Below are 6953 nucleotides of genomic sequence, written 5' to 3'. Positions count from 1 at the left end.
GGGATTGAGGGGGGTGCGAGGAGGGGGCTTAAGATGTACCTCATAAGAGCGGAAACCCCTGTATATGATGATTGGTGGAGGTAATGCTGGTAAATATATTGTGACTGCAACCTTAGATAATGAGGTGTTTTATTCTCTCTTGTGTCCGGTTGATTATGAAATAGCTAAATCAGATGTTGCTGCTAAAAATAATAATTTATCTATTTTTTATCAAGCATTAATAAATACAAATAACAATAATGTAAATTCTCCTAATCAGCATAAATTAATTGTTGGTGGACAAGCGGGAAATTATTCTGAGAAAGTTTATGTTAATTTACCCCAATGTTTAATAGCTGCAATCACTTTTGCTGAATCAGGTGAACTTGAACCTTTATTTTCTTGGGAAGAAGATCAATCTTTAGTTACTGCATAATGAAACTATGAATCCTTACGAATTACCAGCAGCAATTGAAATAAAAAGAGACAAAGTCAATAACTATTGATAAATTTCCACAAAATTAAATATCCAATAACCCATATCGTTTTTGCAAAGCCAATAACTTCATCCTCGCTTCCCCAGCATTATCCGCTAAATCAGCAAATTCCACAAACCTCTTTAATTCCCTCTTTAATAAATTCCGTTCCACTTCAATAGTTTCTCTATCCAAATCTGGTGGTAACACAATCATATCAAAAATCGTTGCCCGTTCCTTGCCAGGGTGAGGACGTAAAACCCGTCCCCGACGTTGGATAAATTGACGAGGATTTCCTGAACTTGATAAAATTACTGCGGTTTTAATTGCGGGAATATCCACACCTTCATCTAAACAGCGAATTGCGACTAAACCCTGTAATTCTCCACTTTCAAATTGACGACGTAAAATTTCCCTTTCTTTTAATGAGGTGTTTGCTGTATAGGTACTGACTTTATAACCTAATTCTCCCCCCAAAATTTGAGCAACTGCTTTGAGTTGACGCAAGGAATAACGGTGTCCAATTTCTTGAGAACCATCACTACAATAAAACAGTGTATGGGTAGTTCCTCTGCGATTTTTCATTAACTCTTGTAAAGCTGTTAATTTATTTTCCGCTGTGCCAACTAACCGCGCTCTTTGTATTAATAATGATTTAATATCTTCGTTTTCTTCAAAATCTCCTGTCTCCCCCGTATCTCGATCTTTATACAGTAGAGAACGGCCGATTTTTTTGGTTAATTTTAAATAAGATATACTTTCAAATTCCGTTAATTCTACTAACACTGGATTATATATATAATGAACTAATGCACCTTGAGCAATGGCATCTTGTAAATTAAATTCCGGTTGCAAAACTGGACCAAAATAATCTAATAAAGATTGTGTTCCGTCATCATCAAAATATCTTTCTGGTGTGGCTGATAAAGCTAGACGTAAACCCACATTGCGTGGTAAACTTTCCTCTAATTTCGGTGATCCTAAATTATGGGCTTCATCACCAATAATCAATGTTTTTGGTGGAAAATATTTAAGTTGTGTCTGAAAACCATCACTAATTAAAGTGGAATTAGTGGTAATTACTGTGAGAAAATTTTGAGAACCAGAAGACAAATTATAGATTGCTGTGGAAAGTTGACTTTGCCAACTGCGTAAATTATCGAATGCTAAAATTGGCTGTAAGTTAAATTTCTCACATTCTCTGCCCCACTGGGTAACAAGATGACGATAGGGACACACCACTAACAAAACTTGTAAATCAATTTGCTGATATAATTCATAAGCGATCGCTAATGCAGTAATAGTCTTACCACTACCAGTAGCCATTTTTAATGTTCCCCTGCCATGATTAGCAAACCAGCTAGTCACAGCTTGACGTTGATACTCCCGCAATTGCAGAGATAAAGGCATTTTCGGAAAGCCCGGTAATGGTTGCTTAACTTGATAACTGCCTTTTTTCTCCCCCGCATAAGGTAACTTGAGTTTAAAAGTAGGCAGTTTCGGGGCTGGATTTCGCGTTAAGTACATAAACTGGAATAATTAATTGGTAATTGGTAATGGGTAATTGGTGATCATCAGTAGTCACTTATTTTTATTTGCCACTGACCACTGACTACTGACTACTGACATCCTTTAGTTATAATTGCGCCAAATACCCACCAAAGAACCTTGTACCTCCACTTGCACTGCGGGAACTTCTATGGGATTGTAATCAGGATTTGCCGGTTTGAGAGTGACAAGATCATCATGACGATAAAAACGTTTTAAGGTTGTTCCGTGTCCTTCCACCCTTGCAGCCACAATAGTCCCATTTTTTAATTGATTCGGTTCAGCCACCGGGCGCAAAAATACTACATCACCATCTGCAATCAAATCTTCAATCATACTATCCCCAGAGACCCGTAAAGCATAGCTTTTAGGAGGTAATGATAAATTAGCTAAATCCATAATTTCTACCGCGTCTGTGAAGGGTTCTATCAAGCCACCTGCGGCAATAGTTCCTAAAATTGGTACACCTTGTTTCAGAGGATTAAGTATACGCAGAGTTCTGGCTCTACCTTCGTCCCAGCCAATATAGCCCTTATTGCGTAAATGTTCCAAACGACTTTGCACTGGTGCGGGAGATTTCAAATTCATCCCTTGCATCATTTGGCGAATGGAGGGAGAATGTTGATTTAATTTAATATATTCTACCAACCATTCGTATAGTTCTTTTTGCGGTTCTGTGAGACGTTCCATAATTTTTTCGGGAAGTGAATAATAAATAAATGCCCATAGAACATTGGTACTACAAAATTCTTCTCTTCACAAGCTTTTATTGAAAATTTATGGTAAATAATAGGCAAGGGGGAATAGGCAATAGGCAAGAGTAAGCAGATAAGAATTTCACCAATTACCCATTACCCATTACCCATTACCATTACTGTTATTTTGCCCCAAGAATACTGGCTAGTAAAGCTTTTTGAGCGTGTAGGCGATTTTCTGCTTGATCCCAAACTCGTGACTGTGAACCTTCAATTACCTCTTCAGTAATTTCCTCACCACGATGTGCCGGTAAACAGTGTAAAACAATTGCTTCTGGATCAGCAAGACTTAATAACTGTTTGGAAATTTGATAGGGTTGAAAAACAGGAAACCGATTATTGGCCTGTGTTTCTTGTCCCATACTTGCCCAAACATCAGTATACAGCACAGATGCACCTTTAGCCGCTGCTTCAGGATCATGAGTCAGCAGAACCTCAGTTTTATTATTAGCGATCGCTCTGGATTTTTCCACAATTTCCGCATCTGGAGAATATCCTGACGGAAAAGCTATTCTGACATTCATTCCCACTAAAGCACAACCCAACATCAGGGAATTAGCGACATTATTACCATCACCAACATAAGTTAAGGTTAAACCAGCTAAACTCCCAAATTTTTCCTGAATTGTCAACAAATCAGCTAGAATTTGACAAGGATGTTCTAAATCTGTCAAGGCATTGATGACAGGAATGTCCGCATATTTAGCAAAAGTTTCCAACTCCTGTTGGGCAAAAGTGCGAACTGCTAAAACATCCAAATAACGATCTAATACCCTAGCAGTATCCTGGATAGGTTCTCCTCGACTCACCTGAGTTACATTAGGGTGAAGATCAATTACCTGTCCCCCTAATTGGTACATGGCTACTGTAAAACTAACTCTAGTGCGTGTTGAAGCTTTGGAGAATAATAACCCCAATACCTTTTGACAATGCAGTTTGAGTTTTTCTGACTTGAGTTGAGTAGCTAATTCTAGCAGTTCTTGTAGTTCCCCAGAACTTAGATCCGCTAAACTTAATAAATCTCTGCCTATTAATGCTGCCATGCCTGATTATATATTATAAAGAACAAATGGTTTTACACGCCTTCACTTAGCTGTGTTATGAGGAATACAAAATTGTACTTTACCAAATATTTTTGCATGAATCTACAACATGGCCGCTAGTTTTGACTATTTTTGACAAACAGAAAAATATTTTGTTTACCCTCTAGACAAATCATTTACATGAGGCTATAATGTGTAATCGGTGAGGGAATAAAAAAATCTTCCCGCCAACACCAACCGCCAGCATAGCACAGTGGTAGTGCATCCGACTTGTAATCGGAAGGTCGCAGGTTCAAATCCAGCTGCTGGCCTTGTTCATTTGTAAATGTCACTTGCCAAATTATTTGACCGCGTTGACAAATTATTGTCCCTCACGGTCAATAGTTTGTTTACTATCATAAGCTCCGTCCAAATTAAACCGACCTATATTTTTAGATTTTTTCCCCTTTTTGGACTTTTTACCCTTAGTGGGTGTATTTCCGTTGGTTTCTTGTGATGCAAATTGAGCCAAAATTTCAGTATATTTATTACGAAGAGTATCTAATGAAACGCCACTGTATTCTACTAATTCAGCATCACTATTGAGCATTTCTAACCAGCGTAATTTACCATCTAATTGGGATTGATAACCCTTCATCAGAGCAAACCAGGATTTATAAATATAATTTACTAATGCTGTGGCACTGGTGTAAAAACTTACAGGTTGCCACATAAAGCGCGGATCAGTTTTCAGCAATTCACACAGTTCTTTAACAATATCTGTGGGATGTTTACCTTTTTGTCGCCAGGTTTCAATTTCTGGATGTTTACCCATTTGCATCAGTAGTTCGTTAACCAGTGGCGTGTTTTTCTCTGCCATCAATTGCCATAACTGTTGACGGGTAAACTCACTGGCTAGTAGACGACACTGAATAGTGATTTGGCTCATAGAATAAACATATTTGTCTAATACTAACATATCTGTATTATAGTTTCTTTCTGTAAAATGGTTTTTTATGCAAGAAACTTTTTTCACAAGTAAGGAAGCGGCTCAATTGACAGGTTGTACCCTTCGCCAGATTCAGTATTGGCGAGAGAAGGGGATTGTTGTACCTATAATTAGTGATACAGGTACGGGACGCAGTATTTATTATTCAAGGTCTAATTTAGTGGAGTTGGCAGCTATGGTATATTGGTTGTCTACGGGGATAAGTTTTGATATTGCTTGTTTTATTCTGAAACAACTCAAGGAACAAGAACCAGAGTTGTTTGTTTCGGGTCAGGGGAGGCGGTTTATGTTGTTATCACGGGATGATTCACTTTCTTTGGTAGAATTTGATAGGGAAAGAGCGATCGCACACCTTGATCAAGGTAAAGCTGTAATTTCTGTGTGGTTGGATGTGATTTATCAAAATTTGGTAATGAAGCCGGGAAACAATTAAGACTCTGTTTCTAATTTAGAAACAACTGTGCTTTAAACTTACACTAATTATTGGGTTATCCCATAACTATAGTTCAAACAACTACATATAAAAACTAACTGACATTTTCAACTAAAGGGCAACTAAATGGAACACACACCTGACACTTCGTTTCAAAATAGTATGTGGATTATTGCGCTTTTACCCGACAAACTTCCTGGCTATGTATCAGATAAAAAAGCTGGAGGACAACTTATAATTGACCCCTTAGTTGCAGGTCTTCCTTTATCAGATGGTACAGTAGTTAAGCGATTTTTTGCTCATAATGGAAATGCAAATATTAATGATTACGTGACATTCTCCTGGAGAAATCCAGGTCAAAGAATGTATAATAAAATACAACAAAAAGATAGAGATCCATTAGCTGTTAATGTCCAAGTAATAAGAGAAGATGAAGCATTGCAAATTGTTGATGATATCCGTAAAACATTTGCTATTGAATTACAAATTCACCTAATTACGGGGAAGACTAATATAAATAATTCAGCCGCAGTTAAGCAAACTCAATCTCAAGTTACGCAACCAGCAGTTTATAAACCTCAAAATCAACCTGTAATAACCCAACCATCGGGACTATATACTAATACCACTACTTCATCTCCTGTTAAGCAAACACCCTCTCAGATTTCGCAAACTACACATTCTACAAATTTACCCAATTCTTCCCGTCGTCGTTTTCTGCAAATTTTAGGGTTAACAGGTTTTGGATTTGCGTTAGTGATGACTGGAGAAAGGGTTTTGGATAGAGAGAAACCACAACCCTCACCTCTTCCCACAAGTGTGGAGAAAGTATTAAAATCACCAGTTATAGATTATACGGAACTGATTGTGCTACTCAGTGCTGGAAAGTGGAAAGAAGCAGATCAGGAAACACAAAGAGTAATGTTATCTGTAACAAAACTTGAAAATGAGTTTGGGTTAAATGAAGAAAACATTGAGAATTTTTCCTGTATAGACCTTCGTACTATTGATCAACTTTGGGTAAAATTCAGTAATGGAAAGTTTGGGTTTTCAGTACAAAAGCGTATTTATCAAAATTTGGGTGGAACTAAAGAGTACAACAAGAAAATTTGGGGTGCTTTTGCAGATCATATAGGATGGAGGAAATATCTAGGATGGAGTGAAGGCGACACATGGTTAAGATATGATGATATGACTTTTGACAATACAGCACCCGAAGCCCACTTCCCTAATGATACGTGGAATAGAATGATATGGGGGGGAGATTTGACTGGCGGAGGTGGACGTAAAAGCGGGTCGCGTGTGATTGCTCTTATGTCGAGGCTTATAGATTGTAATATAGATAATAGAGAGTAGAGTGGGTTAGACACACTTATGAATTATATTTATTAATAAGAATATACAGGATTGGAAAATTTACAGGGTTTTATTAAAAAAAATCTATCTATTTTATTATCCTGTAAATCCTTTAATCCTGGACATCCTGATTCAGACAATTTTGCTAACCTATTTCCTCACCATAAATCTATGAATCATAAAGTTTTTTATCTTAATCGTAAAAAAATTAATAACAAACAAACATTTTTAAAACAAGCTGCTGAAGCAATGGAATTTCCTACATACTTCGGCGCTAACTGGGATGCTTTTGATGAATGTATCACCGATTTAACATGGTGTCCGGCTCAAAGATATGTTATATTATATGATCATGCTGATATCTTTGCTCAAGCA

Annotated in this window: 8 protein-coding genes and 1 tRNA gene; 5 read left to right on the top strand and 4 right to left on the bottom strand. The window is 37.3% G+C overall.

The window, feature by feature from the left end; genetic code table 11:
- Nucleotides 1–64: 64 nt before the first annotated feature.
- On the top strand, nt 65–415 hold the full coding sequence (locus tag ACIR131C_RS21840; RefSeq protein WP_231395383.1) for a hypothetical protein: 351 nt from the start codon (nt 65–67) through the stop codon (nt 413–415).
- An 85-nt stretch (nt 416–500) separates the two neighbouring features.
- Here the strand turns inward: ACIR131C_RS21840 and ACIR131C_RS0103710 are convergent, their stop codons facing one another.
- The 3 genes from ACIR131C_RS0103710 to argF all read right to left on the bottom strand — a co-directional run bounded on the left by ACIR131C_RS0103710 (nt 501) and on the right by argF (nt 3801).
- Nucleotides 501–1982: a DNA phosphorothioation system restriction enzyme gene (locus ACIR131C_RS0103710; protein ID WP_028089113.1), complete on the bottom strand. Its 1482-nt coding sequence runs from the start codon at nt 1980–1982 to the stop codon at nt 501–503.
- 105 nt (nt 1983–2087) lie between these two features.
- Nucleotides 2088–2693, bottom strand: coding sequence for a transcriptional repressor LexA (gene lexA, locus ACIR131C_RS0103705; protein ID WP_028089112.1), 606 nt, complete (start codon nt 2691–2693; stop codon nt 2088–2090).
- 187 nt (nt 2694–2880) lie between these two features.
- On the bottom strand, nt 2881–3801 hold the full coding sequence (argF, locus tag ACIR131C_RS0103700) for an ornithine carbamoyltransferase (RefSeq protein WP_028089111.1): 921 nt from the start codon (nt 3799–3801) through the stop codon (nt 2881–2883).
- Between the two features lie 239 nt (nt 3802–4040).
- Between argF and ACIR131C_RS0103695 the strand changes: the two genes are divergently transcribed.
- Nucleotides 4041–4112: transfer RNA gene (locus ACIR131C_RS0103695), tRNA-Thr, on the top strand.
- A 50-nt stretch (nt 4113–4162) separates the two neighbouring features.
- On the opposite strand, the gene cas12k is transcribed toward ACIR131C_RS0103695, so the two are convergent.
- The gene (gene cas12k, locus ACIR131C_RS0103690) at nt 4163–4759 is read right to left on the bottom strand and encodes a type V CRISPR-associated protein Cas12k (protein WP_028089110.1); all 597 of its coding nucleotides are present in this window, start codon (nt 4757–4759) and stop codon (nt 4163–4165) included.
- A 37-nt stretch (nt 4760–4796) separates the two neighbouring features.
- On the opposite strand from cas12k, the gene ACIR131C_RS0103685 reads away from it, so the two are divergent.
- The 3 genes from ACIR131C_RS0103685 to ACIR131C_RS21830 form a co-directional block, all read left to right on the top strand.
- Nucleotides 4797–5222: a MerR family transcriptional regulator gene (locus tag ACIR131C_RS0103685; protein ID WP_028089109.1), complete on the top strand. Its 426-nt coding sequence runs from the start codon at nt 4797–4799 to the stop codon at nt 5220–5222.
- 126 nt (nt 5223–5348) lie between these two features.
- Entirely contained in the window at nt 5349–6578 is a 1230-nt protein-coding gene (locus ACIR131C_RS24275) for a GUN4 domain-containing protein (RefSeq protein ID WP_081677155.1), read from the top strand.
- 171 nt (nt 6579–6749) lie between these two features.
- Nucleotides 6750–6953: barstar family protein (locus tag ACIR131C_RS21830; protein WP_196811720.1), on the top strand; the 204-nt coding region annotated here is incomplete at its 3' end.

Origin of the sequence: Dolichospermum circinale AWQC131C (assembly GCF_000426905.1) — a bacterium.
GTDB lineage: Bacteria > Cyanobacteriota > Cyanobacteriia > Cyanobacteriales > Nostocaceae > Dolichospermum > Dolichospermum circinale.
The sequence above is the reverse complement of the archived record's forward strand: the minus strand, read 5'-3'. Positions and strand labels throughout refer to the sequence as shown.

What these genes read in the sequence shown, in the direction of transcription:
- lexA (WP_028089112.1), bottom strand. Translation starts at nt 2,693, where the DNA reads ATGGAACGTCTCACAGAACCGCAAAAAGAACTATACGAATGGTTGGTA.
- ACIR131C_RS24275 (WP_081677155.1), top strand. Translation starts at nt 5,349, where the DNA reads ATGGAACACACACCTGACACTTCGTTTCAAAATAGTATGTGGATTATT.
- ACIR131C_RS0103710 (WP_028089113.1), bottom strand. Translation starts at nt 1,982, where the DNA reads ATGTACTTAACGCGAAATCCAGCCCCGAAACTGCCTACTTTTAAACTC.
- argF (WP_028089111.1), bottom strand. Translation starts at nt 3,801, where the DNA reads ATGGCAGCATTAATAGGCAGAGATTTATTAAGTTTAGCGGATCTAAGT.
- ACIR131C_RS21840 (WP_231395383.1), top strand. Translation starts at nt 65, where the DNA reads ATGATGATTGGTGGAGGTAATGCTGGTAAATATATTGTGACTGCAACC.
- ACIR131C_RS0103685 (WP_028089109.1), top strand. Translation starts at nt 4,797, where the DNA reads ATGCAAGAAACTTTTTTCACAAGTAAGGAAGCGGCTCAATTGACAGGT.
- cas12k (WP_028089110.1), bottom strand. Translation starts at nt 4,759, where the DNA reads ATGTTAGTATTAGACAAATATGTTTATTCTATGAGCCAAATCACTATT.